The sequence below is a fragment of the Paucibacter sp. DJ2R-2 genome (assembly GCF_025717675.1).
Lineage (GTDB): Bacteria > Pseudomonadota > Gammaproteobacteria > Burkholderiales > Burkholderiaceae_C > Paucibacter_A.
The window spans coordinates 1-25,883 of record NZ_JAJIRT010000006.1 but is presented as its reverse complement, the minus strand read 5'-3'; the positions used below and the strand labels follow the sequence as shown (position 1 = coordinate 25,883).

Annotated in this window: 20 protein-coding genes; 17 read left to right on the top strand and 3 right to left on the bottom strand. The window is 67.2% G+C overall.

The window, feature by feature from the left end; translation table 11 throughout:
* Window positions 1-36: 36 nt before the first annotated feature.
* The 5 genes from tsaE to LNV28_RS15035 all read left to right on the top strand — a co-directional run bounded on the left by tsaE (window position 37) and on the right by LNV28_RS15035 (window position 5,505).
* Window positions 37-507, top strand: a complete 471-nt coding sequence (gene tsaE / locus LNV28_RS15055) for a tRNA (adenosine(37)-N6)-threonylcarbamoyltransferase complex ATPase subunit type 1 TsaE (protein WP_263517196.1) — start codon at window positions 37-39, stop codon at window positions 505-507.
* A gap of 38 nt (window positions 508-545) precedes the next feature.
* Entirely contained in the window at window positions 546-1,904 is a 1,359-nt protein-coding gene (locus LNV28_RS15050; RefSeq protein WP_263517643.1) for an N-acetylmuramoyl-L-alanine amidase, read from the top strand.
* A gap of 179 nt (window positions 1,905-2,083) precedes the next feature.
* Window positions 2,084-3,034, top strand: coding sequence for a PEP-CTERM sorting domain-containing protein (locus LNV28_RS15045; RefSeq protein ID WP_263517195.1), 951 nt, complete (start codon window positions 2,084-2,086; stop codon window positions 3,032-3,034).
* Window positions 3,035-3,175: 141 nt separating this feature from the next.
* Window positions 3,176-4,411: a glycosyltransferase gene (locus LNV28_RS15040; RefSeq protein ID WP_263517194.1), complete on the top strand. Its 1,236-nt coding sequence runs from the start codon at window positions 3,176-3,178 to the stop codon at window positions 4,409-4,411.
* A complete protein-coding gene (locus tag LNV28_RS15035; RefSeq protein ID WP_263517193.1) occupies window positions 4,408-5,505 on the top strand; it encodes a glycosyltransferase family 4 protein in 1,098 nt (365 codons plus the stop codon). The genes LNV28_RS15040 and LNV28_RS15035 overlap by 4 nt, the downstream gene beginning before the upstream one ends.
* 11 nt (window positions 5,506-5,516) lie before the next feature.
* Here LNV28_RS15035 and LNV28_RS15030 read toward each other — a convergent pair whose 3' ends face one another.
* Both LNV28_RS15030 and LNV28_RS15025 read right to left on the bottom strand, forming a co-directional pair.
* Window positions 5,517-8,909, bottom strand: coding sequence for a S41 family peptidase (locus LNV28_RS15030; RefSeq protein ID WP_263517192.1), 3,393 nt, complete (start codon window positions 8,907-8,909; stop codon window positions 5,517-5,519).
* Between the two features lie 46 nt (window positions 8,910-8,955).
* Entirely contained in the window at window positions 8,956-9,603 is a 648-nt protein-coding gene (locus LNV28_RS15025) for a DedA family protein (RefSeq protein ID WP_263517191.1), read from the bottom strand.
* Between the two features lie 102 nt (window positions 9,604-9,705).
* Between LNV28_RS15025 and LNV28_RS15020 the strand changes: the two genes are divergently transcribed.
* The 7 genes from LNV28_RS15020 to LNV28_RS14990 all read left to right on the top strand — a co-directional run bounded on the left by LNV28_RS15020 (window position 9,706) and on the right by LNV28_RS14990 (window position 19,695).
* A complete protein-coding gene (locus LNV28_RS15020) occupies window positions 9,706-10,533 on the top strand; it encodes an alpha/beta fold hydrolase (protein ID WP_263517190.1) in 828 nt (275 codons plus the stop codon).
* A gap of 27 nt (window positions 10,534-10,560) precedes the next feature.
* Window positions 10,561-12,489: a DNA mismatch repair endonuclease MutL gene (gene mutL, locus LNV28_RS15015; RefSeq protein ID WP_263517189.1), complete on the top strand. Its 1,929-nt coding sequence runs from the start codon at window positions 10,561-10,563 to the stop codon at window positions 12,487-12,489.
* A 61-nt stretch (window positions 12,490-12,550) separates the two neighbouring features.
* Window positions 12,551-14,320 (top strand): pseudouridine synthase, encoded by a 1,770-nt coding sequence (locus LNV28_RS15010; protein ID WP_263517188.1) that lies wholly within the window; start codon window positions 12,551-12,553, stop codon window positions 14,318-14,320.
* Entirely contained in the window at window positions 14,320-15,282 is a 963-nt protein-coding gene (gene miaA / locus LNV28_RS15005; protein WP_263517187.1) for a tRNA (adenosine(37)-N6)-dimethylallyltransferase MiaA, read from the top strand. The genes LNV28_RS15010 and miaA overlap by 1 nt, the downstream gene beginning before the upstream one ends.
* Entirely contained in the window at window positions 15,279-15,947 is a 669-nt protein-coding gene (locus LNV28_RS15000; RefSeq protein ID WP_263517186.1) for an ABC transporter ATP-binding protein, read from the top strand. Before miaA ends, LNV28_RS15000 begins: the two co-directional genes overlap by 4 nt.
* Entirely contained in the window at window positions 15,944-18,541 is a 2,598-nt protein-coding gene (locus LNV28_RS14995) for an ABC transporter permease (protein ID WP_263517185.1), read from the top strand. The genes LNV28_RS15000 and LNV28_RS14995 overlap by 4 nt, the downstream gene beginning before the upstream one ends.
* Complete coding sequence (locus LNV28_RS14990) at window positions 18,541-19,695, top strand: lipocalin-like domain-containing protein (protein WP_263517184.1); 1,155 nt, start codon at window positions 18,541-18,543, stop codon at window positions 19,693-19,695. The genes LNV28_RS14995 and LNV28_RS14990 overlap by 1 nt, the downstream gene beginning before the upstream one ends.
* A 30-nt stretch (window positions 19,696-19,725) precedes the next feature.
* Here LNV28_RS14990 and LNV28_RS14985 read toward each other — a convergent pair whose 3' ends face one another.
* Window positions 19,726-20,532 carry a GGDEF domain-containing protein gene (locus LNV28_RS14985; RefSeq protein WP_263517183.1) on the bottom strand — a complete coding sequence of 269 codons (807 nt, stop codon included), beginning with the start codon at window positions 20,530-20,532 and terminating at the stop codon, window positions 19,726-19,728.
* A 280-nt stretch (window positions 20,533-20,812) separates the two neighbouring features.
* Between LNV28_RS14985 and LNV28_RS14980 the strand changes: the two genes are divergently transcribed.
* From LNV28_RS14980 to LNV28_RS14960, 5 genes are all read left to right on the top strand, one after another.
* Entirely contained in the window at window positions 20,813-23,011 is a 2,199-nt protein-coding gene (locus tag LNV28_RS14980; protein WP_263517182.1) for an acetyl-CoA hydrolase/transferase C-terminal domain-containing protein, read from the top strand.
* A gap of 334 nt (window positions 23,012-23,345) precedes the next feature.
* Window positions 23,346-23,615 carry a hypothetical protein gene (locus LNV28_RS14975; RefSeq protein ID WP_263517181.1) on the top strand — a complete coding sequence of 90 codons (270 nt, stop codon included), beginning with the start codon at window positions 23,346-23,348 and terminating at the stop codon, window positions 23,613-23,615.
* 539 nt (window positions 23,616-24,154) lie between these two features.
* Window positions 24,155-24,469, top strand: a complete 315-nt coding sequence (locus tag LNV28_RS14970; RefSeq protein WP_263517180.1) for a hypothetical protein — start codon at window positions 24,155-24,157, stop codon at window positions 24,467-24,469.
* A gap of 118 nt (window positions 24,470-24,587) precedes the next feature.
* Complete coding sequence (locus tag LNV28_RS14965; RefSeq protein ID WP_263517179.1) at window positions 24,588-24,935, top strand: hypothetical protein; 348 nt, start codon at window positions 24,588-24,590, stop codon at window positions 24,933-24,935.
* A gap of 435 nt (window positions 24,936-25,370) precedes the next feature.
* Window positions 25,371-25,754, top strand: coding sequence for a hypothetical protein (locus LNV28_RS14960; protein WP_263517178.1), 384 nt, complete (start codon window positions 25,371-25,373; stop codon window positions 25,752-25,754).
* Window positions 25,755-25,883: the final 129 nt, after the last annotated feature.

Here is a 25,883-nt window from a genome sequence, read left to right as displayed (position 1 = left end):
AGCCTGCGTCATTTGCGCATTCTAGAAACTCGCTCTTTGCGCTGGCCCGATGAGGCCGCCACCCAGGCCTTCGCGGAGCGCCTGGCGCTCTGCCCGGCCCTGCTTGACGCCAGCCTGGAGCTGCACGGCAGCCTCGGTGCCGGCAAGACCAGCTTGGTGCGCCATCTGCTGCGCGCCCTGGGCGTCGCCGGGCGAATCAAGAGCCCCAGCTACGCGGTTCTAGAGTCCTATGACCTGGCCGACTGGGGTTCGGCCGGCCTCGTCAGCCATTTCGATTTCTACCGCTTCAGCGACCCGCGCGAATGGGAGGACGCCGGCTTTCGCGACATCTTCAGCGCGCCCGGGCTCAAGCTCAGCGAATGGCCGGAGAAGGCCGAGGGCATGCTGCCGCCGGCCGATCTGCAAGTCTGGATCGAGGCACAGGACGACGACAGCCGCCAGGTCGAGCTGCGCGCCGGCACGGCCCGGGGTCAGGTCTTGCTGCAGCAGCTGGAGCAGGCGTCGTGAAGCCCGGTTTCGCTGAACGGCGCCAGGCGCTGCGCGCCATGGGCAGCCTGGCCCTGATCTTGCGCGCCCTGCCCGCGGATGCCGCTGCAGCCACCCACGCCGGCAGCAATATCGTCGCCGTGCGGGTCTGGCCGGCCGAGGCCTACACCCGGGTGACGCTGGAGTCTGACCGGTCCCTGGCCGCGACGCATTTTCTGGTGGAGGCCCCCGATCGCCTGGTCATCGATGTCGACGGCCTGGAGCTGAGCCCCAATCTGCGCGGCCTGCTGGGCAAGGTCAAGGCCGACGACCCCTTCATCGCCGGCGTGCGCGTCGGCCAGAACACGCCGCGCGTGGTGCGCATCGTGCTGGACCTCAAACAGCCGGTGGCGCCGCAGATCTTCACCTTGGCGCCGGTGGCGGCCTACCAGCATCGCTTGGTGTTTGATCTCTACCCCAAGGTGGCGGTCGATCCTCTGCTGGCCCTGATCAAGGACAAGGTCCAGGCCGAGCAAGAGGCGGCGCAGTCGGTGCAGGATGCGCTCGGTGATCTGATTGCCAAGCTCGACAAGCCCAGTCTGAATGCCCAGACCTCGGCCAAACCCGGCGCCAGCTCGGCGTCTGCGCCGCAGGCGCAGAACACACCCGCACCGGCGCCCGCGCTGCCGGCATTAGCGCCGGCCGAGCCCTCGCAGGCCAAACTCGATCGCTTGATCGTGATTGCCCTGGACCCAGGGCATGGCGGCGAAGATCCCGGGGCCATCGGCCCCAGCGGCTTGCGCGAGAAGGATGTGGTGCTGGCGATTGCCCAGCAGCTGCGCGACCGGCTCAACCGCAATCCCAATATGCGGGTGCTGTTGACGCGCGAGGGCGACTACTTCGTGCCCTTGCAGCAGCGGGTGCAGAAGGCGCGCCGGGTGCAGGCCGACCTGTTTGTGTCCATCCATGCTGATGCCTTCTTCACGCCCAAGGCGCGCGGTGCCTCGGTGTTCGCGCTCAGCGACGGTGCGGCCAGCAGCCAGGCCGCCAAATGGATGGCCAGCCGCGAAAACGCCGCCGATCTGGTCGGCGGGGTCAATGCTGCCGTCAAAGATGCCAGCGTGCTCAAGGCCATGCTGGACATGAGCACCACGGCCCAGATCAAGGACAGCCTCAAGCTCGGCAGCGAGGTGCTGGGCCAGATCGGCCGTGTCGGCACCCTGCACAAGCGTCGGGTCGAACAGGCCGGCTTCGCGGTGCTCAAGGCGCCCGATGTGCCCTCCATCCTGGTGGAGACGGCCTTCATCTCCAACCCCGAGGAAGAGGCCCAGCTGCGCGATGCCGACTACCAGGCCAAGCTGGTCGAGGCCCTGGCCACCGGCATCGCCCGTTACTTCGCCAAGAACCCGCCGCTGGCGCGGCATCGCGCGCTCAGCTGAAGTCCTGCTGGCGGCCGGTTTTGGGTTCTAGGGTAAACATCAGTGTCGGAAAACTTGGCGTTCACCGGCATGTTGGACTTCCGGGCCTGATGTCTGTTGAACTTGCTGCGCATGGCGTGGATCTTGCATGTTTGGATTTGTGAACTAAGTCACAGCCTGAAAACAACGGAGATCTCCCGATGAAACAAAGCAACTTCCAACTCAAGCATGTCAGCGCCGGCGTGCTGGCCTTGTTGTCCGGCTTCGCCATGGCGGCACCGGTGGTGGTCGGCAATATGACCGACGGCCAGATCCGCCTGACCGCCGATTACGCCCTTCCCAGCAGTGGCAGCAGCGTAGACGGCATGGTCGCCAACCCGCCCAGCACCACAGCCACCGGCGCCGACTTCTATCTCAACGACTACACGGCCGACGGTTCGGTGTTCTTCCACACCTACGGCGATGCAGGTGCAACCAGCTATTTCGGTGCCCGGGTGACCGGCACCGGCAGCTTCTCGGCCTCGACCAGCACCCGTTACAGCCGCACTTTCACCAACACCACCGGTGTGGCCCAGCTCTTCAACTTCGCCTTCCATGTGGACAGCGGCGAACTGGGCATCGGCGGCACCGGTCTGGGCTTTGCAGATCTGCTGCTGCAGGTGAGCAAGAACGGCGTGGCCGTGGCCCGCGATCACACGACGCGCACCCAGGCCGTCGATGGCACCAGTACCTGCGCCAGCGATGACCTGGGCAGCCTCGCCAGCTATATGAGCTGCGGCAGCGAGTATGCCAACAACGCGGTGTTCAATGTCAGCATGGGCATGATCGGCGTGGGCGAGAGCTTCACCCTGGACTACGACATCGTCGCCACGGTTTCCGGTGATCTGCAGAGCGACGGCGGCGGCTACGGCGATTGCCCGACGCTTGCGGCCAAGGGCGACTTTGTGCCGGCATTCGAGGGTTGCAACAACGGCGGCTCGGGTTCGGCCACGGCGCGCTCCGGTGACCCGTTTGGTTGGGGCAATCCGAGCAACTTCAACATCAGCCCGACGGCATCCGTCCCGGAGCCGGATACCCTGGCGCTGCTGGGCCTGAGCCTGGCCGGACTGGCCGCCACGACGCGCCGTCGCAAGGGTGCGAGCCAGGCCTGATCGGTCTGCGCGACCTGACGCGAGTGCAGCCTGCGCGGCACTCGCGGATCGGGTGATTCTTTGGCGGCGCCTGCGGGCGCCGCTTCTCTTGCGGAACTTTGAAACTGTGCCCGCGGCTCCGCTGCCGGGTGCCACCGCCTTATGGCCACGATTGTTTTTGCCTGGGAGCTCGGAGGTGACTACGGTCATCTGTCACGCCTGTTGCCCGTGGCCCTGGCCCTGCGCGAACGCGGTCACCGGCCGGTCTTCGTGCTCCGTGATCTGCTTGGCGCTGAGGCCCTGCTGAGCCCGCATGATGTGCCGGCCCTGCAAGCGCCGCTGTGGTTGGGACGCCTGACCCAGCTGCCCAGTCCGATCAGCTACCCCGAGTTGCTGATGCCTTTCGGTTTTCTCAATCCGCGCGCCCTCACCGGCATCTGTCGGGCCTGGCGCCATCTTCTGGCCCTGATCCAACCCGATCTGCTGGTGCTCGATCACGCACCAACCGCCCTGCTCGCCACCCGGGGGCTGGGCCTGCCGCGTCTGAATTTCGGCGACGGTTTTTGCCTGCCACCCCCCTGTCTGCCGCTGCCGCCCTTTGCTTGGTGGCAGCCGCAGCCTAGCGCTCGTCTCCAAGATTCCGAAGCCCATGCCTTGGCCACCGCCAACCACGTGCTTGCCGCCTTGCATGTACCGGCACTCACGGCCTTTGCCGACCTGCTGCACTGCGATGCGCAGGCCTTGTGCAGTTTTGCAGAACTGGATCACTACCCACAGCGTTCCGCGGCGCTTGCGCCCGCGCCGCATTATTTGGGGCCGATCTTCCAACTCGGACAGGGGCAAGAGCCGCGCTGGCCCGATGGCCCCGGCCCGCGCATCTTTGCCTATCTGAAACCGGGCTACGCGCCTTTGGAGCAAGTGCTTCGAGCCTTGCAAGAATTGCCGGCCTCGGTGCTGGCGCATGTGCCTGGCGCCTCGCGCAAGACCTTGGCGCAGTTCAGCGGCGGGCGCATGCAGCTCAGCGCTGAGCCCTTGGCCATGGATGCGCTCAGTCGCAGCTGCGACCTGGCACTCAGCCATGGCGGCGCAGGCACCACGGCCGCCATGCTGCTGGCCGGCAAGCCTCTGCTGCTTCTGCCCATGCAGACCGAGCAATGGATGGCGGCGCGGCGGCTGCAGTCGCTGGGGGTTTCAGAAACGCTGTTGGTGGATCAGACCGAGCATCTGCCGCGCCTCCTGCGCCAGATGCTCGATACGCCGCGCTACCGGACGGCGGCCCAGGCCTTTGCCCATGAACATCGCGACTACCGGCAGCAGGACAGCGTGGCTGCGGTGGTGCAGCAATGCGAGGCCCTGCTTGCTTGCGAGCCGCCCTTGCAGCCGGAGCCCTGCCGATGAAGCCGCGTGTTCTGCTGCTCACACGAATCCCGTTCTGGCGCATGGGCGCCGGTGAGCGCACCCGCGTGCTGGCCCTGGTCTGGGTGCTGGGCGCTCATTGCCAGCTGAGCCTGCTCTACCTGGGAGCGCTTCACGCCGACGAATTGAGTCTGCTGCGCCGTCTGCGCGTCCAGGCAGCGGTCTATGGCGTCCAGGGGCCGGTCAATGAGGCCAGTGAACGTGAGGCCTTGGTCCGCCTGTGTGCCGCTCAAGACTTTGACGCCTGCATCTTCCAGCGCCTGGCCCTGCATGGCTTGCGGGAGTTCCTGCCGGCCGGTGTGGCCGCTGTGCTGGATACCCATGATCTGGAAAGCCGCGCGGCCGAGTCACGCCGCAGTCAGTCGGTGGCCGTGCACACCACCCTCAGCTTCGAGCGGGAAATGGCCCTGCTGTCGCGATATGAGCGGGTGCTCCTGATCCAGGCCGAGGACCACGGTCTGGTGCAGGCTCGCTTGGGCGAAATCGCACTGCTTGCCCCGCATCCAGTGCAGTTCGCTGCCCTGCCGCTGCAGGCCGAGCGCCGGCACCTCGGCTTGGTGGGCAGTGACTGGGCCGCCAATCTCCATGGTCTGGACTGGTTTGCCGACCGGGTCTGGCCCTTGCTTGAAGGCCAGGTCGAAGGCTTGCAAATGCATCTCTACGGCTGGCTCAGCGAGCGCTGGCGCCCCGAATTCAAAGCCTTCCAGCGCCATGGTTTTGTTGCCGATTTCAAGCAGGCCTGGGCCGGCATGGACGTGGCCATCAACCCGGTCCGCTGGGGGGCCGGGCTCAAGATCAAGAGCGTGGAAGCCATGGGCCACGGCCTGCCCCTGGTCAGCACGGCCGAAGGAGCGCGCGGCATCTTGGACGGGGCCGGCACCGCCTTTCTTCTGGCCGATGAGCCGCAGGCCTTTGCCGAGGCCTGCCGAACGCTGCTGTTGCAGCCGCAGCAGCGCGCCGCGCTGGGTGAAGCGGCCCGGCGCTACACAAGTACCCATTTCTCAGCGCAGGCCTGCTTCGGTCCGCTGCTGCGCTGGCTCTATGAGCGAGCACAGCAGCCGAAACCCCAGCCCTAAACTTTCAGCAATCAGCGCCCCAGCTGCGTCGGCATGGCCGGCGCTTTCTGGCGGTCCGGCGCCTGGTAGGTCTTCAGTCGGCCCAGCACATCGGCAATGGCCGCGTCGAGCTGGCTGTCGCGGCCTTCGTTGACTTGCAGCGGGTCCAGGTCCACGTCCTGGTCCGGGGCCACGCCTTCGTTCTCGATGCGCCACTCGCCGTCCGGTGTGAAGAAGCGGAAGTAAGGCACGACCAGATTGGCGCCGTCGATCAGGCGCGGGTTGTTGGAGATGCCGATCAGGCCGCCCCAGGTGCGCTTGCCGATCAGCGGGCCCAGGCCCAGGCGCTTGAAGGCATAGGGCATGAAGTCGCCGCCGGAGCCGGCGTCCTGGTCGATCAGCATGGCCTTAGGGCCATAGATGGCGCCACCGGGCGTGTCATGCGTGAGACCGTCGCGGTCCTTCCAGCTGCCCAGCCAAGGCCGGCTCAGCACATCGGTCACATAGTTGGCGGCCTGGCCACCGCCGTTGCGGCGGTCGTCGAGGATCAGGCCCTGTTTGTCGATCTGGGCAAAGAACATGCGGTTGAAGTGCTGGAAGCCATCGCCACCGGTGTCGGGCATATAGACGTAGGCGATCTTGCCGCCGGAATGCCGGTCGACGTAAGCGCGGTTGCGTTCGATCCAGTCCCAGCGGCGCAGGCCGGCTTCGTCGGCGATCGGCACAACAGTGATCACGCGGCTGGCAGCGGCCTTGTCCGAGGTCGAGGCGCTGCTGCTACTGCTGACCGTCAGCTGCACCTGCTTGCCGACGCTGTTCTCCAGCAGGGCATGCACATTGCTTTTCGCATCGAGTGCCCGGCCGTCAACGGCCAGCAGCCAGTCGCCGTCCTTGACGCCCAGGCCCGGCGCAGCCAAGGGTGCTTTCAGGAAGGGGTTCCAGCGGTCGCCGCGGTAGATCTTGGCCAGTCGGACGCGGCCGTCCGGCTCCGTGCGCAAGTCGGCGCCGAGCAGGCCCACGGGCACGGCTTTCTCCTGGTGCACATCGCCGCCGCCGACGCGGTTGTGGCCGACTTGCATCTCGCCGATCATTTCGACCAGCAAATCGTTGAGGTCCTCGCGCCTCTGCACATGGTCCAGCAAAGGCAGATACCGGCGGTAGACCTCATCCCAGTCCAGGCCATGCAGCTTGGGGTCGTAGAAGTAGGCGCGCTCCATCCACCAGACCTCGTCGAAGATCTGCCGCCATTCGGCGCGCGCATCGACGCGCGCGCTCAACCCGCTCACATCGATAGGCTTGGCCTCCAGCTTTTCGCCGGCATCGGCGATCTCGAGCTTGCCCTTGGCTCCGACCAGCAGCAACTTCTTGCCATCGCCGCTGAGGCTGATGGCCTGCACGCCGGCGCGCAGCTGCTTGCTCTCGCGTTCCTTGAAATCAAAGCGGAACAGCTCGGCCTCGTTGCCGGCCTCGGCGTTCTCGGGCGGTTCGCCGCTGGCACCGCGCTGGCGGCGCTGCAAGTAAAACAAGGCGCCATCGGCGGCCACGGCCAGGGAGTCGTAATTGCGCTCGGCCACCGGCAGGCCGACGATGCGCTGGTCCAGGCCCTCGAGGTCGATGCGGACCGGCTTGCTGTCCTTTTTGGCCTCGTCTGCCTTGGCCTCATCCTTTTTCGGGTCGTCTTTCTTCGGCCCGTCCTTCTTCGCGGCGTCCTTGCTCGCCTCGTCCTTCTTGGGCAGCTCTTCATCGCCGCTGCGCGGCAAGAGCGGCGACTTGCCATCGGCCGCCAGCACGGCAACAAACAGGCCGGCGCGCAGCGGCCGATCCTGGGTGCTCATGTCCAGGCCGACCTGGCTGGGGCCGGAATTGACCGAGGCGGTGAAGTAGAGGTAGTCCTGAGCGGCGAACTGCGGGTTGTCGGCATGGCTGAGGCCATCGCTCAAGGCGACATCCCGGCCACCTTGCAGCTCATGCAGACGGATCTGGGAGAAATGATTGGCCGCTCGCACGGTGTAGGCCAGCCAGCGGCTGTCGCTGGAATAGCTGACCTTGAAATTGGCCCGGCGCGGGCTGCTGCCGATGCGCTGGCTGCTGCCGGTCTGGCCGCTGGCGTCCAGTTTCAGCGCATAGAGATTAAGGTGGTTGTCCTGGTAGGCCAGGCTCCGGCCGTCCGGTGCCCAGGCCAGCAAGGTGTAGTAGGTCGACGCCGCTTGCGCCTTCTCGCCGGGCAGGCCGAGCGCGATGGCTCGCGGCTGGTCCAGGCCCGTGGCCGCGCGCAGCATCAGCTGGTGGGTGAAGCCCGGCGCTTCCGAAAGATAGGCCACGCGCTGGCCGTCCGGGCTCCAGAGTGCGTCCTTCTCGCGCACGCCGGCGCTCTGGGTCAGGTTGCGGATCGAGCCGTCCTTGACCGGCACGGTGTAGACGTCCCCGCGGGCGCTGACCAGCACACGCTTGCCGGTGTTGGACAGCTGGGCCGAGCTGATCTGGCGGCTGGCGTCGCGCCACTGCTCTCGGGCCTGCGGCGCCTGCGCCTGCAGCTGGATGGCGAGCGTCTGGCCCTGGCCGCTGGGCAGGTCCAGACTCTTGAGCTGGCCGCCCACCTCGTAGACCAGCTGGCCGTCGCGGGCGGCCACGCTGCGCACATCCCAAACCCGTTCCTGGGTCAGCTGGCGCAAGGCCTTTGTCTTGGGGTGGAAGGCGAAGAGATTGGCGGCATGGCCGTCGCGGTCCGAAATGAACACGACTTCCTCGCCCAGCCAGACCGGGTTGCTGTCGCTGGCGTTTTCATGCGGAACCTGCTGCCAGGTCTTCTTGACGGGATCGATGATCCAGATCGGCGGCGTCGTGCCGCCGCGATGCAGGCGCCAGCCGGCCGTGTTGCCATGGGCGCCGCGGTAGGGGCGGTAGGCCAAGCGCTGGCCGTCGGGCGACCAGCTGCCTTCATAGGCCACGGCCTCCATGATCTTGCGCTCCGGCCCGCCCTGCAGCGGCACTTCGTAGAGCTGATTGCTGCGGTTGTTGGCCACCTCGCGGGCCGAGGCAAACAGCACGCGCTGGCCGTCGGCGCTCCAGCCATTGACCACATCGGCGCCCGGGTGCCAGCTCAGGCGGCGGGGCTGTCCGCCGCTGGACGGCATGACATAGACATCGGTGTTGCCGTCGTAGCTGGCCGAATAGGCAAGCCAGCGGCCGTCGGGCGAAAAACTGGGCGCGAACTCGGCGGCCGCATGCTGGGTGAGTTGGCGCGGGTTGCGGCCCTGACGGTCACTGACCCAGATATCACCGGCCCAGACAAAGGCCAGCTGATCGGCCGATATGCTGGGTTGATGCAGCAGGCGGCTGGGTTCGGCCGCCCGTGCCGGGCTGGCCAGGCTGGCCATGAGCAGCGAAGTCGCCAGGGCGATGGCGGGTGACACGCGAGAGTTCATGGCAGCAGGCTTTCAAGAGAGAAAAGGAGATGGCGTGGGGGGGCGTTCAGCCCTGTGCTTTGGTCCTGCGTGCCTTCAGGCCGCCGGCAATGGCGATCACGCCGGGGATCAGAATCATGGCCCAGATGATCTTGGAGAAATTTGCCTGCACCCAGGCCAGGTTGCCAAAGGCGTAGCCAAGCAAGGTGATGCTCAGCACCCAGAGCAGAGCGCCGCCGACGTTGTAGGCGGTGAACTTGGCCCGACTCATGGCCGCCACGCCGGCCACAAAGGGCGCGAAGGTGCGCACAAACGGCATGAAACGGGCCACTACGATGGTGATGCCGCCGTGGCGCTCGTAGAACTCATGGGCTGCGTCAAACGCGCGCCGGTTGAAGAAGCGCGACTGTTCCCACTGGAAGACCTTGGGGCCGAAATAGCGCCCGATCATGTAGTTGCACTGGTCGCCCAGAATGGCCGCTACCAGCATCACCACCAGCACCATGGGCAGATTGATCAGGCCCGCACCGCACAGCGCACCGACGACAAAGAGCAAGGAGTCGCCGGGCAGAAAGGGCATCACCACCACTCCGGTCTCGACAAAGAGAATCAGGAACAGCAGGGCATAGACCCAGGCGCCGTAAGTCGCCACAAAAGCGGCGATGTGCTTGTCCACATGGACGATGAAGTCGATCAAGAAGCTGAGGAATTCCATGGCGGCGGATTATGCGGGCGCTTGATGACCGCTGCGGAGGGCCCGGGACCGCGCGCCGGGTCAGAATCAGCGCTTCACAGCCTCGCTGCCAACTTGCACCCCATGAATTCTCTGACCTGGATCCCCGTAAACGGCGCCCAACTGCCCTGCCTGCTCTTGCGCCATGCCAGCTCCAGCCTGCCGCCGCTGGTGTTTTTGCATGCCGGCGTCTGCGATCACCGGCTCTGGTTGCAGCAGCTGCAGGCTTTTGCGGCCGAGCGCACTGTGCTGGCCTATGACCGCCGCGGCTACGGCCAGGCTCGGATCGAAGCGGCTAGCGAGTATTCCCACCTGGCCGATCTGTGGGACGTGCTGGACGCGGCCGGCCTGAGCCGGGCGGTGCTGGTGGGCTGCTCCCTGGGCGGACGCCTGGCCCTTGAGGCCGCTCTGGACCGGCCCGAGCGTGTCGCCGGGCTCTTTCTGGTGGCGCCGTCGGTGACCGGAGGACCGGCCCCTGTGCTCAATGAACGCGAGCTGGCCATGGACGCTGCTGCCGATGCCGCCATGGACGCCGGTGATGTGGCAGGCGCCAACCGGGCCCTGGCCGCCTTGTGGCTCGACGGCCCCAGCAGCACCGAGGGCCGCGTCGGCGGCGCCGCTCGTGCCCTGTTTCTGGACATGGACGAACGCATGCTGCGCGCCACGCCGCCCGGCACGGCGCTCGAAGCCCCGACCATCTGGCCGCGCCTGGAGCACATCAGCGCGCCCAGCGAGCTGCTCTGGGGTGACTTGGACCTCGGCTACTTTTTCCCGCGCTGCGAGGCCATGGTGACTCGCATGGCCGGCGCCCGCCGCACCGTCCTGCCGGGCGTGGCCCACCTGCCCTCGCTGGAGGCGCCCGAGGCTTTCAACACGGCTTTGGCCGCCTTCCTGGCCACCTTGCCGTCTTGAGGGCCTGCCCCTTCTTACAATAGGCGCATGGATGTATCCGCCCCCGAGCCTTTCTTGTCTGCTGCACCGGCCCTGCCCTCGGCTCCGCGCCGCGCCATCCGCGAACTCCCCGATGAACTGATCAGCCAGATCGCTGCCGGCGAGGTGGTGGAGCGCCCGGCCTCAGTCGTGCGCGAGTTGGTGGACAACGCGCTCGACGCCGGCGCCGCGCAGATCCAGGTCAAGCTGATGGCCGGCGGCGTGCGCGCCATCGTGGTGGAAGACGACGGCCTGGGCATCCCGGTCGAAGAGTTGCCGCTGGCGCTCAAGCGCCATGCCACCAGCAAGATCCGCTCGCTGGACGAGCTGGAGTCGGTGGCCACCATGGGTTTCCGCGGTGAGGCTCTGGCCGCCATTTCCTCGGTGGCCGAGATGGCGGTGGCCAGCCGTTTCGAAGGCGCGGCCCATGCCCACCGCCTGGACGCCCGCTCGGGCGAGCTGGTGCCGGCCGCCCGCTCGCGTGGCACCAGCGTGGAGGTGCGCGAGCTCTTCTTCAGCACGCCGGCGCGGCGCAAATTCTTGAAGACCGACGCCACCGAGCTCGCGCACTGCGTGGAGTCGGTGCGTCGCCATGCCCTGGCCCGGCCCGATGTCGGCTTCACCGTCTGGCATGAGGGCAAGCTTGTCGAGCAATGGCGTGCCGGCAGCTCGGAAGCGCGCCTGGCCGATGTGCTGGGCACCGAGTTCATGGCCGAGAGCCGCGCGGTCTATGCCGAGAGCGGCCCGCTGCGCATCTACGGACGCGCCGGCCTGCCTGAGGCCGCGCGCAGCCGCGCCGACATGCAGTACGTCTATGTCAACGGCCGCTATGTGCGCGACAAGCTGATTGCGCACGGCATCCGCTCGGCGTACGAAGACGTGCTGCACGGCCACCGCCAGCCCTGCTATGTGCTGTTCATCGAGATCGCGCCCGACCGGGTCGATGTCAATGTGCACCCGACCAAGATCGAGGTTCGTTTCCGTGACGGCCGCGAGATGCACCAGAAGGTGCGCTATGCGGTGCAGGACGCGCTGGCGGCTTCGCGTTCGGCCGAGCCCGCCGTGAGCGAGGCGCTGGTGGCTCAGTCGGCCGCCGCCGAGGTGCCCGGCCATCGCCCGGCACCCGGTTCGCCGCCGGTTTGGTTCAATGCCCCGGCTGCCGCTGCCGCGCGGGCCGAGGAAGCCCAGGCGCCGCTCTACAGCGGCACGCCCAGCTGGCGCAGCAACAGCCAGGCTTCGCTGGGCCTGGCCGAAGTGGCGGCGCTTTACGGCCAAAGTGTGCCGGCCCAGGCAAGACCTGGCCCTCAGCCTATCCAGCAGGCGCCCGCTCCGCTGTCTCCTTTGCCTGACCACGACTGGCCGCTCGGCCGGGCCATCGCTCAGATCCAGGGCGTCTATGTGCTGGCCGAGAACGCCCAGGGCCTGGTCATCGTCGATATGCATGCCGCCCACGAGCGCGTGGTCTACGAGCGCCTGAAAGCCAGCCTCGGTGCTGCGGCGATCGAATCGCAACCGCTCTTGATCCCGGTCACCTTTGCCGCCACGGCCCAGGAAATTGCCACGGCCGAAGCGCATGCCGAGGCCTTGAATCGCCTGGGCCTCGATGTGGCGCCGCTGTCGGCCAAGATGCTGGCGGTGCGGGCACGCCCGGCGGCCCTGGCCGGCGGCGATGTCGTGGAACTGGCGCGCGGCGTGCTGGCCGAGCTGGCCCAGTTCGACGCCAGCCATGCGATCGAGCGCGCCCAGCACGAGATCCTGGCCACCATGGCCTGCCACGGCGCCGTGCGCGCCAACCGCCAGCTCAGCCTGGACGAAATGAATGCCTTGTTGCGTGATATGGAGCGCACCGAGCGCGCCGATCAATGCAATCATGGCCGCCCGACCTGGCGCCAGCTCAGCATGCGCGAGCTCGACGCCCTTTTCCTGCGTGGGCGCTGAGGCCTTTTGGCAGCGCAGCCCACGATCGCTCTTTTCTCTTTGACGGAAACCCGGAGGCATCATGGCCACTTTGAAACTCAACAAGAAGACTGCAGGCCCGCCCGGTTCCAGCAACAAACGCAATGCCGATGGCGAACGGCGAGCGCCGATCCGCGGCAAGGGCGTGTCGCGCCCGCGCCAGAGCCTCGAGGCTGCCAAGACCGAACGCGAGCAACGCCAGGCCCAGTTCGAGCAGCGCCGTGGCGAGCAAGACCGGCCCGGTCGCCCGCCCGAGCGAGCCAGTTTTGACCGCCCGCGTGGCGACCGCCCGGCGCCCCAGGGCGGCGGCTATCAAGGCGGCCCCGGCCGCGGCGGCCCGGGCCAGCAACGCCCGCCGGCACGCGACGGTTGGCGCAATGAGGGCCCGCGTTTCGAGAGCCGGCATGAGGGTCGCCATGAGGGCCGTCCCGATGCTCGCAATGAGGGCCCGCGCTTCGACCCGCGCGGCGGCCCGCAAGGCCGGCCGGACTATCGCGATCAACGCGACCCGCGCGATTCACGTGACTCACGTCCGCAAGGTGGTGGCGGTGGCGGCTATGGCCGCGACGAGCAGCGCCCGCGCTTTGACGATCGTCGCCCCGCCTATGGGCAAGGTCAGGGCCAGGGCCAACAGCGGCCCCAGTCGGGCGGCTACAACCAAGCTCAGCAACAACGTCATCCGAGCGAGCGCGGCGGCCCCGGCCCGCGTGAAGACCGTTGGCAAGGCCAGCGGCCCAGCTATGCGCAGGAGCCGCGCCATGACCGAGGTCCGGGTGACTTTGGCGGTGGCCGCGAAGCCAACCGCGAGGGCTACCGCGAACCGCGCCAGGATCAGCGCTGCGCAAGCGGCCCGCGCCCTGGTTTCGGCCAGGGGCCCCGGCCCGACAGCCAGCAGTACGGTCAGCAGAACAGCCGGCCGAACGCCGCCCAACACCGCGCCGGTGAGCAACTGCCTGCCCATCTGCGCGAAGCAGCCGCCAAGCTGCGCCGCCAGCTCGACGAAGGCGATGACGGCGACGACCGCGACGATGTCTTCGTTGACGCCAACAGCGAAGGCCTGCGCCTGTCCAAGCACATGGGCGTGCTGGGCCTGGCCTCGCGCCGCGAAGCCGATGAATGGATTGCCGCCGGCTGGGTGCGCGTCGACGGCAAGCTGGCCGTGCTCGGCCAACGTGTCGCGCCCGACGTCAAGATCGAAATCGACCCGCTGGCCCACAAAGAGCAGGCCAAGCGCGTCACCATCCTCTTGCACAAGCCGATCGGTTATGTCTCCGGCCAGGCCGAAGACGGCTATGAACCGGCCTCGGTGCTGGTCAAGACCGACACCCACTGGACCGAGGACAGCTCGGGCATCAAGTACCACATCGGCCACACCCGCGGCCTGGCCCCGGCCGGCCGCCTGGACATCGACTCCACCGGCCTGCTGGTGCTGACGCAAGACGGTCGCATCGCCAAGCTGCTGATCGGTGAGGATTCGTCCATCGAGAAGGAATACCTGGTGCGGGTCGAGTACCAGGGCCGCGACGGCGTCAAGAGCGAAGACGGCCGCCTGCCGGCCGAAGACCTGGCCCTGCTCAACCATGGCCTGGAGCTCGACGGCGTCAAGCTCAAGCCGGCCAAGGTCAGCTGGCAGAACGAAGACCAGCTGCGCTTTGTGCTGCGCGAGGGCCGCAAGCGCCAGATCCGCCGCATGTGCGAGCAGGTCGGACTCAAGGTGGTGGGCCTGAAGCGTGTGCGCATCGGCCGCATCAATCTGGGCAATCTGCCGGTCGGCCAGTGGCGCTTCCTGACGCCTTGGGAGCGTTTCGACTGATGACGGCCCCGGCTTTTTCTCGCTTTCACCGGCCCATCTGCATCGCCGGGCCGACCGGTTCGGGCAAGACGGCGGCGGCCCTGGCCGCGGCCGAGTTCCTGCCGGTCGAGATCATCAGCGTCGATTCGGCCTTGGTCTACCGCGGCATGGACATCGGCACGGCCAAGCCGACGCGGGCCGAGCTCGCGTCCGTGCCCCACCATCTGATCGATGTCATCGAGCCGACCGAAGCCTATTCGGCTGCGCAGTTCGTGGCTTCGGCGCGGCGCTTGAGCGATGAGATCCTGGCGCGCGGCCATCTGCCCTTGCTGGTCGGCGGCACCATGCTGTATTTCAAGGCCTTGTTCGACGGCCTCAGTGAGATGCCGCAGGCCGATGAAGGCCTGCGCCGCGAGATTGATGAGCGCGCCGCCCGACTCGGCTGGCCGGCCTTGCACGAGGAGCTGGCAAGACTTGACCCCGCCACGGCTGCGCGCCTGGCGCCGCTCGATTCCCAGCGCATCCAGCGCGCGCTCGAGGTCTGCCAGCTGGCTGGCCGGCCGATGAGCGAGTTGCACCAGCAGCGCAGCCAGGGGGTCGATTGGCCCTTGATCTCGCTGGAGCCGAGCGACCGTGCCTGGCTGCATCGCCGCCTGGACCAGCGCTTCGAGCAAATGCTGAAGGACGGCCTGGTCGAGGAAGTGAAAGCCCTGCGCGCGCGCGGCGACCTGAGCCTGGACCTGCCGTCCATGCGCTGCGTCGGCTACCGCCAAAGCTGGGAAGCGCTGGACAGCGGCGATTTCAGCAGCCTGGCCGAGCGCGGCAGCGCCGCCACGCGCCAGCTGGCCAAACGTCAGATCACCTGGCTGCGCAGCATGCCGAAGCGCCAGATCGTGGCCTGCGATCACCCGCAAGCGCAGATCCAGGTGCTGGCCCTGCTGCAAAAAATCCTGCAGGCCGATGCCGCGGAGCCCGTGACATGACCGAGCTGCCGCTGCTGCTGGCCCGGGGCATTGCCAAGAGCTATGGCGCCACGCCGGTGTTCGCCGGCATCGACCTGCTCTTGCGGCGCGGCGAGCTGGTCGCCCTGCTGGGCGAATCGGGCTCGGGCAAAAGCACTTTGCTGAACTGCCTGGCCGGCCTGGACGAGGTGGACGCCGGCAGCATCCAGCTGCTGGGCCAGAACCTGGGCAGCCTGAACGAAGGTGAGCGCGCCCGCCTGCGCCGAGCTCAGCTCGGCTTTGTGTTCCAGGCCTTCCATGTCCTGCCCTATCTGAGCGTGCGGGACAACGTCGCCCTGCCGCTTTTGCTGCTGCAGCGGCCCGACGCGGCCCGGGTGCAGGAGATGCTGGAGGCGGTGAGCCTGGGCCATCTGGCCGAGCGCCTGCCGCGCCAGCTCTCGGGCGGCCAGCTGCAGCGGGTGGCGATTGCCCGGGCGCTGGTGCACAAGCCGGCCCTGGTGCTGGCCGATGAGCCGACCGGCAATCTGGACAGCCGCAGTGCCAGCGCCGTGCTCGACCTGCTGCTGGATCAGGTCCATGCCCAGGGCGCGGCCTGCTTGCTGGTCACGCACTCCGAGCGGGCCGCCGAGCGGGCCGACCGCTGCCTGCGCCTGGAAGACCTGATGATGAGCGCCGCCTCGCCTTGACCCCCCACGCCTTGAGCCCGCGCGCCCTGATCGCCTGGCTGCGCTTCCTGTCCTGGCCGGCTCTGCGCCACCAGGCCGGGCGCCAGGCCTTGGCTCTGCTGGCCATCGCGCTGGGCGTGGCCCTGTCCTACGGCGTGCATCTGCTGAACGGAGCTGCCCTGGCCGAGTTCGGCAGCGCCGCGGCCAGCCTCAATGGCCAGCCCGACTTGGTCCTGCGCGCGCCCGGCGGCACCGTCCAGGAAGACGCTTATGCCCAGATCGCCGGCCTGCCCGAGGTGGCGCAGGCCTCGCCGGTGCTGGGCGGCCAGGCGCAAGCCCTTGATGCCAAGGGCCAGCCTTTCAACGTCACCGTGATCGGCCTGGACATGCTGCAGGCGGGGCCCATCAACCCCGATCTGCTGCCGCGCCTGGCCTCGCCGCTGGATGGGCTGGACCCGGGCCGCGTCTTCCCCAATGCCGCGCTGCTGCGCCGCCTCGGGCCGGCCGGTGCCGAGGGTCAGGTCTTGCGCCTGCGCGCCGCCAGCAGCGACAGCGGCCAGGTGCAGAGCCTGGACCTTCGCATCGGCCCGAGCAGCCCGGACGGCGGGCCGCCGCGGGCGGTGGTGGACATCGCCGCCGCCCAGGTCTTGTTCGGCCGTTTGGGGCAGCTCGATCGGGTGGACCTGCGCCTGGCCCCCGGTGTCTCGCCGAGCGAGTGGCTGGCTCGCCAGCGCCTGCCAGCGGGCTTGAGCGCCACGCCGCCGGCCGACGAGAGCGCCCGCCTGGGCCGGCTGACGCAGGCCTACCGCGTCAACCTCGGCGTGCTCTCGCTGATGGCTTTGTTCACCGGCAGTTTTCTGGTGTTTGCCGTGATTTCTCTGTCCGTGGCCCAACGCCTGCCGCAATGGGCGCTGCTCGGCGTGCTGGGCATGAGTGCGCGTGAGCGCTCGGCACTGGTCTTGCTGGAGGGGCTGCTGCTGGGCTTGCTCGGCAGTGCCCTGGGCCTGCTGCTCGGCTGGCAGTTGGCAGGCCTGGGCCTGCGGGTGCTGGGCAGCGATCTGGGCCTGGCCGCCATCAGTGGTGTGCGACCGGCCCTGCAGTTCAGTGCCGCGCAGCTGCCGGCCGCCCTGCTCTTCGGCGGCCTGGGCCTGACGGTCAGCCTGCTCAGTGCCTGGCTGCCGGCCCGCAGTGTGCAGCGCATGCCGGTGGCCCAGGTGCTCAAGGGCTTGGGCCAGCGATTGAGCGAGGGGCCGCCCGTCTGGCTGGGCCCGGCCCTGCTCTTGCTGGGCCTGGGTCTGGCCTTGCTGCCGCCGATCTCTTGGCCCGCGGCCCTGGCCGGGGTTCCGGTCGCCGCCTATGCCGCCATGCTGGCGGTGTTGGCCGGCGGCATGGCTTGTGTGCCCGCCTTGCTGCGCCTGAGCCTGGGGCTGCTAGCCTGGAGCCGGCCCGGGGCGAGCTTGTTGCTGCTGCGCGAGCGCGCCCGCGACCAGGCCGGCGAGGCCAGCCGGGCCCTGGCCGGCGTGCTGGTGGCGCTGAGCTTGTCGGTGGCCATGCTGGTCATGGTGGGCAGCTTCCGCGATTCACTGAACCAATGGCTGAGCCAGATGCTGCCGGCCGATCTCTACCTGCGCTCGGCCCTGCGTGGCAGCGCCGGCCAGCAGGCTCCGCTGCCGCCGGCCCTTGTGGACGCGATACGGGGCAGCGCTCAGCTCCGCGATATCAGGCTGCAACGCAGCCAGCAGGTCTGGCTCGACGGCATGCCGGCCGGGGCCGATCCGCTGGACCTGCAAGCGCGTGAGCTCGATGAGCAGAGCCTGCCCCTGGCCGGCGCCCTCGCGCCCGCGCCGGCGGGCCAAACACGTTTAACCCCCATCTACATCAACGAAGCCCTGCGCGATGCCCAGGGCCTGCGGCCGGGACAGACCGTGCAGCTGCGCCTGCAGCCGGGCGGGCCACCGCTGCCCGTGTTTGTGCGCGGCGTCTGGCGCGACTATGCGCGCCAGAGCGGCGCGGTGCTGATGCCGCTGTCCGCCTACCGGGCCTGGAGTGGCGACCTGCGCGTCACCGAGCTCTACCTCTGGCTGCCCCCGGGTGCCGACCCCAAAGCCAGCAGCGAGGCCTTGCGTGCCCTGGCCGCCGAGCCGCAGGATCTTGAGATCGCCGCGGTCAGCGAGTTGCGCGCCATCTCTTTGCACATTTTCGACCGCAGCTTTGCCGTCACCGTCTGGCTGCAGGCCGTGGCCTTGGCGATCGGTCTGTTCGGCATCGCCGCGGCCGCGTCGGCCCAGACCCTGGCGCGGCGGCGCGAGTTCGGCCTGCTGCTGCATCTGGGCTTCACACGCGCCGATGTGCTGCGATTGCTGGGCTTGGAAGCCGTGCTGCTGTGCGGCGTTGGCGCCATTGCCGGCCTGGCCTTGGGCCTGTGCCTGAGTGCGGTGCTGATCTGGGTGGTCAACCCGCAGAGCTTTCACTGGAGCATGGACCTGAGCCTGCCCGGCTGGCGCCTCGCTGCCCTGCTGGCCGCCGTGTTCGTGGCCGGCGTGCTGGCCTCGCTCTTGGCGGGTTACCGGGCCGTGGCCCAGCAGGCGGTGCAAGCGGTCAAGGAGGATTGGTGATGCAGGGCGAGCCAGGCGACTGGGTGCCGGGCCGGCGCGCCTGGCTGATGCAAGCTGCAGTTTTGGGCCTGCTGCCGGGGGCGAGCCTGGCGCTCGATTCGACCGGCGCCGCGCGCCCTGCCCGGCTGAGTTTTCCGCGCGACTTTGGCGCGCACCCCGAACAGGCCATCGAATGGTGGTACCTGACCGGCGTCCTGTCGCGGCCGGGCCGCTCGGAGCCGGAGTTCGGCTACCAGCTGACCTTTTTTCGCCGGCGCGGCCCGGCGGCACCCGAGCACCCGAGCCGGCTGGCCGCGCGCCAGCTTTTGCTGGCCCATGGCGCGCTCAGCGATCTGCGCCCGGGCGGACGCCTGCGTCACGATCAGCGCCTGGGCCGTGCTGTGGCCGGCCTGAATGAGGCCAGCGAGCTGGACTGTGCTGTCCGCATGGCCGACTGGCGCCTGGCCCGTGTGCCGGGCTCCGGCCCGGACCGCTACCGGGCCGCTCTGAGCAGCCGCAGCGGCGGTTTCGCGCTGCAGCTGGAGCTGCAGGCCAGCCAAGCCCTGCTTTTGCAAGGCGCCGGCGGCTTTTCGCGCAAAGGGCCGCAGCCCGAGCAGTTCAGCCATTACTACAGCCAAGTGCAGCTGCTCAGCCAGGCGCAGCTGCAGCTGGACGGGAAGGTCTTGAGTCTGCAGGGGCGCTCCTGGCTGGACCATGAGTGGAGCGAGCATCTGCTGGGCAAGCCTTCGGACGCAGGGGCAGCTGGCACGGCAGCTGCTGAGAGCGCCATCGGCTGGGACTGGGCCGGCATCAACCTCGGCGACGGCGGCGCGCTGACCGTGTTTCGTCTGCGCCGCGCCGACGGCAGCACGCTCTGGAGTGGCGGCAGCTGGCGCCGGGCCGATGGCAGCACGCTGACCTTCGCGCCTGAGGATGTTCAGATGCAGGCGCTGCGCCACTGGGACAGCCCGCGTGGCGGCGCTCGTTACCCGCTGGAATGGAGGCTGCGCACACCGCAAGGTGAGCAGCGCCTGCGCGCCCTGCTGGACGACCAGGAAATCACCGGTGGCCTGCGCTACTGGGAAGGCGCGGCCGAGCTGCTCGACGCCCAGGGTCGGCGCAGCGGCCTCGGATATCTGGAATTGACCGGCTATGCGGGGGCGCTGCGGATTTGAGCTCGGCCCGTACGGCCGGTACTGAGCGTTTCAGGCCTGCAAGGCGCTGAACGTTCCCGGCAGCAGGCCCGGCCCTGCGCGCACGCAGTTGCGACCCTCGGCCTTGGCCAGGTGCAAGGCCTCATCGGCCTCATTGAGCAAGTCGTCGAGGCCGACGTGGCCACTCTTGAGCACGGCCACGCCGATGCTGACGCTGACCGGCACTGGGTGGGCATTCCATGCGAAATCCATGGCCAGCACGCGCTCGCGGATGCGTTCTGCGACATCGAGCGCGCCGAGTGGGTCGGTGTGCGGCAGGAAGAGCATGAACTCCTCGCCCCCGTAACGGCACAAAACATCGGCCTGGCGCAGGGTTTCGCCGCTGACCTCGGCCACCTGGCGCAACAGCATGTCGCCACAGGCGTGGCCAAAGGCTTCGTTGATGCGCTTGAAATGGTCGATGTCGATCAGCACCAGGGCGCAAGGCGTCTGGTAGCGCCGGGCCAGCGACCATTCCCGCTCGACCAGGCTGAGGAATTGGCGGCGGTTGCACAAGCCGGTCAGGCTGTCCCGGGTGGCGTAGCGGGCGGTGAAGCGCAGGGCCCGGTCAAGATGGGCCAGCAGAGCCAGCACGCAGGCACTGAGCACGGCCGCCAGGGACAGGCCGCAGAGCGCCGCGATCAGGGCCGCCGTCGGCCGGTCACCGCGCCCCAGCAGGGACACGACCAATTGCGACAGCGCCACGCAGACCAGGGTGATGAAGGCGCAGAACAGCCAGTGCGCCGGGCGCGGTCCGAGGCGCCGCAGGGCGCTGCGCAGGGGCGGCAACCAGGCCGGCAAGTCCAGGGGCTCGTGCATAAAAGGCGAATGAGGAACGGGTACGTCGACAGCAGGTCTCGGTGCAGCCGGGCATTTCAGCACAGGCCAAGGTGTGGGCGCACAGCGCCCCCCGCAGGCCCGGGGGAGGACTATCCCGCTTTTTGAGGGGCAAACCCCGCTTTTGTGGCGGACTTGCTGAATGTCAAGATCACCCTTGGCAGTGGGGGTGAAACTGTGGCACGGGCGACGGTGTGCTTTCGCGGCCACCCAAGACCTGCCCCAAAAGACGAGCCATCAAGAGGCCGGACAGGAGACACGATTGAACAAAAAGAGCCAAGGTCCGGGAACGGACGAGGCCGCGGCGGCGGCAATTGCAGTGGCGCAGCCTGTGCTGCTGACGGATGTGGAGGCGGCGGTGGACGAGATCCTGCGCCGCCTGCCCGGTGAGATCCGGCTGGCCCTGCCCCTGGGCGTGGGCAAGCCCAACCCGCTGCTGAACGCGCTCTACCGGCGTGTGGCGGCGCAGCCTGAGCGCCGTTTGCACATCTACACCGCGCTGTCGCTGGAGCGGCCCAAGGGTCGCACCGAGCTGGAGCAGCATTTCTTGGCGCCCCTGGTCGAGCGCGTGTTCGCCGACTACCCTGACCTGGCCTATGTGGCGCCACTGCGCGCCGGCCAGCTGCCGCCCAATATCTCGGTGCAGGAGTTCTTCTTCAAGACCGCCGACTACCTCGGCAACGAGGCGGCACAGCAAGGCTTCATCTGCACCAACTACAGCTTTGCCGTGCGGGACATGTGCAGCCAGGGCATCAATCTGCTGATGCAGGCGGTGGCCACGCGCCTGAACCCGGAGACCGGTGCGCGCGAGTATTCCCTGTCCTGCAACCCCGACCTCAGCTTCGATCTGCTCGAGCACCAGGCCGCCGTCGGGCAGCCGGTGCTCAGCGTGGCCATGGTCAACGAGGCCCTGCCCTTCATGCCCGGGCCGGCCGTGGCCGACGCCGGCTTGTTCAGCCTGCTGCTGAGCGGGCCGGGCTGCAGCCACAGCGTGTTCGCGCCGCCCAATGCCGCCATTTCCTGGGCCGATTACGCCATCGGCCTGCATGCCTCCAGCCTGGTCAAGGACGGTGGCACGCTGCAGATCGGCATCGGCTCGCTCGGTGACGCCATTGCCCAGGCCCTGATCGTGCGCGAGACCCGCAATGCCGACTACCGGGCCATCCTTAGCGGATTGTGCGGGCTGGGCGGCTGCAGTCCGTCCGACCCACAGGCAGGGCGCGAGCTGGGCCGCTTCGAGCAGGGCCTGTACGGCTGCTCGGAGATGTTCGTCAACGGCTTCATGCGCTTGATCGATGCCGGGCTGATCCGCCGCCTGGTGTTCGACGATCTGGATTTGCAAGCGCTGGCCCTGGCGGGCCAGCTGGGCCCGCAGCCCGAAGCGGGCGTGATCCGTGCACTGCAGGAGCGCGGCCGCATCGCGTCGCCGCTTCGTCCTTGCGACCTGGAGTTTCTTCAGGCCCAGGGTCTGCTGAAGCCCGAGGTCGAGCTGCAGGCCGATGGACGGCTGGCCTATGCCGGCCAGCATTGGCCGAACTGCTGCGAGGCCATGGCGCCCGAGCTGATCGGCCCGGCATGGCGACGGGCCACGCTGATGCATGGCGGCTTCTTCCTCGGCCCGCGCGATTTCTACCAACGCTTGCGCGAGCTGCCCGAAGGCCTGCGCCAGCGCATCGCCATGACGCGCATCCACTTCATCAACGAGCTCTACGGCGACGCCCTGGGTTCGGAAGCGCTCAAGCGCGCGCAGCGCCGGGATGCCCGTTTCATCAACACGACGATGAAGATGACGCTGCTGGGCGCCGCCTCGTCCGATGGCTATGACTCGGGCCAGATGGTTTCGGGCGTGGGCGGTCAGTACAACTTCGTCGCCATGGGCCATGCGCTGCAGGGGGCACGCTCCATCCTGCTGCTGCGGGCCACGCATGACAACGCCCAGGGCCTGAGCAGCTCCATCGTCTGGCACTACGCCAACTGCACCATCCCGCGCCATCTGCGCGACATCGTCGTCACCGAATACGGCGTGGCCGACTTGCGCGGCTGCAGCGATGCCGAGGTGATTTCGCGCCTGCTGCAGGTCTGTGACTCGCGTTTCCAACAGGGCTTGATGGACGAGGCCAAAGCCCATGGCAAGCTGCCGGCCGACTACCAGCTGCCGGCAGCGGCCCGGCGCAATCTGCCCGAGGCCTTGCGCGAGCAGCTGCGCCCCTGGCGCAACAGCGGCGTGCTGCCCGATTTTCCCTTCGGCACCGACCTCAGCGACGAGGAAATGCAGATCGTGCGCGCGCTCAAAAAGCTCAAGCACGCCAGCCACCACCCGGTCGAGCTGGTCAAGCTCATCGTCAAAAGCCTGGGGCCGCAAACCCCGGTGCCCGAGGCCTGGCTGGAGCGCCTGGGCCTCAATGAGGCGCACAGCTTCAAGCAGCTGTTTCTACGGCGGCTGTTCTCGAGCAATCTTTGAGTCTGGGGTGTCGCGGCGCTGGGCATCCGAAGCGACAGCCATGGGCCGAGGCCACCGAAACGTGGCCACCCATTTCAGTTGTGAGACGTCAAAGCCGCCATGATTTGATGGCAATATGCGGCCCAGTCAGTCACTGGCCTATGCCATGCGTACCGGGCAGGTTTTTGTAACAAGCGCGGCTTTTGGCGTCTCAATTAATGGGCCATGAGAAGCCGTCGTTTGGACAGATAACCTAACTCCGACAAGCACTTGCCTGGCCTTGCTCGCAGTCGGTTATTACGACACTTGCCGTGATATACGGCGTTAGCTATCGATATACAACACGTTGGGCGTCATGTCGTTGCGTTCCTTCCTAAGTAAAGAGCGCTCTCGTGATCGCACGCTGTTCGTCGCTTGTGGCATCGGCTTCGTCGCCTACGCGGCCTGGCACTTTTGGCGTGGTAGCTGGGGTGTTGCTTGCTTTCTTGGGGGCTTCGGCTTGCTCTCCCTTGCCGCTGGCGCATTGCTGAGCGAACAGCGCCTCAATACACTGGCCACGGTACTCTTGCTCATCAATTTCGTCGCTGCCGCGGCAGCACTTGTCGCAGGAGTGGGCGTCCAATGAGGCCTTGTATGTACCGAGTCGCGATGACGCCCAACCAGTCGCTCGAGTGGACCTCCGCCAGCTGGCCGCGCTACGCTGCCTGTATATTTTCAGCGCCGCGCGGCCAGCTGGCTCCGGCCCCTCAGCTTCAACGTTATGCAGCAAGCTAAGCAACGCTTGAATATCCGTTTTCGGTCGGGCGTTCGCCTCGGCCACGCGGAGCAGTCTCCCGTGATTTCCTCGGAGTCGGGCTGCGGCCGCTTCGGCCCAGCTTCCGGCCGCCGTGATCTTGCCGGTCTTGGCCCGGTTGCTCGTTCTCTCTTCTTGGTTCACCGTCCGCCCGCAGAAGAACAACCCGCTTGCCGCCTCAGCCGATCGCCACGTGGGTACAGCTTCGGTATGCTTTCGGCCACATCCACCGCAGTGCCTTCGAATTTGGCTCTGCATAACCGGTCGCTCGAGCCGACCCTCACCAGCACGCCGCTTCAGGCCCTCATTTCATTCTGGGCCTTGCGCGTCCTGCCGGCGCGGCCGGCTCAGCTTCAACGTTAGGCATCATCATGAGCAATGTCATGCCACTCAGTCAACGCGTCCGAATTGCGGGTCGATGGAAGTTCCGCGATGGATTTTCAGACATCGAATTCACGATCACGGCAGATGGCGATGATCTTGGAGTTGACGTAGTCGATACGTCAGATGGCGAGCGTCCGGAGATTTTCGGAGTTAAGTGGCAGGAGAAGGATATGTCGTTGCTGTTCGCAGTCCACTGGAGCAACGGTCGATTTCAAAAATACCAGGTCGCAGTGGGTCCGGATCAAGATCGAGTGGAGGCGACGATTACCTCCACTATTCAAGAGATTTGGGAGCGGCAATGATGCCTAACCGGTCGCTCGAGTGGACCTACGCCAGCTGGCCGCGCTACGCTGCTTGTATATTTTCAGCTCCGCGCGGCCAGCTGTCTGCGGCCCCTCAGCTTCAACGTTGAGCCACACAATGAGCATTGTTGCTACTCGAAAGACTGCGGCAGTAGCGGGCGCTTGGGCCGCGTTTGGCCTTGTGTCCTTTGACGGCTGGATGAGTCAGCACGCACCGAGCGCGACAATTGGGCAGAACGCGGTGTGGCTTTTGGCGTTTGCCGTGTTTCTGTTTGTTCCGGTCTACTTCTTGGTTCTCGGTCGAGACACTGAACCGTTTAGTCGCACTTGGTTTCTTGATCCCGACGAGCGTGCCAGATACGGTCTGGTTATCCATCGCATGCTGGTCTGGTTTCTATGCGCTGGGGTCGTTGCCATTCTCTGGACTTGTGTGCTTGGTTGGTTCTTGGGTGGAACATCGCAATGAGCGATAGCCTTCTACGAGTCCGGGACGAAGTGTGGCCCAACCAGTCATTCGAGCGGACCGCCTCCGGCGTCCGCTCACTTTCACGTTATGCAGCAAGCTAAGAAAGGCATGAAGGCCCGTTTTCGGTCTGGCGACCGCCATGAGTGCGCTGCGTATTGCGCCGTGATTCTCTCGGAGTCGGAGACTTCCCGCACACTGCCAGCCTCCGGCCGCCCTGATCTTGCCGGTCTTGGCCAGGATGCTCGTTCTCTTTTCTTGGTTCGCCGCCACCTGCGCCGCGAAAACCGCGCTTGCCGCCTCAGCCGATCGCCTCATGGGTACAGCTTCGGTATGCTGTCGGCCACCTCCACCGCAGTGCCTTCGAAGTGGCTCTGCATAACCGGTCGCTCGAGCCGATCGCCTGCGGCTCCGGCTCAGCTTCAACGTTGAACCGCTATGCAAACGCTGCTCGTTGATCGCGTTGAACCCTATTCCCAGGGCGACGAGTGTTCGTCTGTGACGTTGCGCAGCACGCAGGGCCAGATTGACGCTTTTTGCTTCGCGCGCGACTTGGTTGAGGGTGAACGGGTGGACAACGCATTGGCTGCGCTCGACGCTGAGATTAAAGCAGCTTGCCTTTCGGACTGGCCTGAAGATCTGCAAGAGCAACGATCCATAGAGCGAATGGAGAAGACCGGCCCCTATGCGTATCGTGGCGTCGGCCATGTGGTGGATCGAGCGGCCGGCATCATCGAAGTCCTCGGCTTCCGCATCGACGTAGGCGAGCTCCCGTGCGAAGGAGCGGTGGAGTTCAGTTTTATGCGAGTCGATATTCGATGAATCGGTTCAACCTTTTGCTGCAGCGGACGGCTCCGCCGCCCGCTGAGCGCCGACGTTGAGCCTCGCGTGCAAAGTGTGCACATTGCCTCCGCACCATGAATAGCCAAAGGTACCGATCGCTCCGAACAT